This is a genomic window from Vibrio sp. 2033 (assembly GCF_033339735.1).
In genome coordinates, this window is record NZ_JAWOVC010000265.1 from 1 (window position 1) to 774 (window position 774).

Sequence of the window (774 nt, forward strand, 5' to 3'; positions counted from 1 at the left end):
ATTCAATCAATTGCTCCTGAGCTTGACGTAGCGCTTGCGTGCGCTCTTCTACCCGCTGCGCTAGCTCTTGGTTGATGAGTTGTAGCGATTGTTCAGCCTTTTTGCGTTTACTGATATCGATGAGGGTGGCAAGAAAATACAGCTCTCCGTGCCAAGGAAAAGTCGTTAATGAGAACAGCACCGGGAAAACGCTCCCATCACTTCGCCTTGCCATCGTTTCAACGGCACTGATTTCTGCCAGCTCCTTATGTTTTGGTAGATCTCTGAGCAGTGTGAGCGTGGTTGAGTTGGGATTACCTGCATCAAACAACTCCCAAGCAAAAGTTTGACGATTGACGTTTTCTGGCAAACAAAACAGCCGCTTAGCCATTGGATTGAGATCGAATAGCTGTCCTTGCTCATTGATCAACAGCAACCCAACGTGAGTTTTGTTGATCATCTGCTTAAGTCGCCTTTGGGATTCTTCCAGAAGAGCCTGAATACGCTGTTGGTTCTGGTTTTTCTGGTGCCGTTGCAAACCGATAATGACCAACAAAATCATCAATAACAGCAGTGCAGCGACACTCCAAGCAATGACATTAATGGCTTGTTGAACTGGCTTGGTCGGGATGAGATAACTGACATACCAATTGAGGTCATCCAATTTAACGGTATGGGCAAAATAGCGTTGCTGATCCAGCGTCCAAAAATGGATCACGGTGTTGTCGTAGAGCTTTTGTGTTTCCTCATCTACTGCATGGTTTGGCTCATTGAACCAGTCCGCGTTGTAAGTGG

General features: G+C 46.5%; 1 protein-coding gene. It reads right to left on the reverse strand.

Annotation, left to right across the window (positions count from 1 at the left end; translation table 11 throughout):
* Positions 1-774: PAS domain S-box protein (locus R7P74_RS25980; RefSeq protein ID WP_318123536.1), on the reverse strand; the 774-nt coding region annotated here is incomplete at both ends.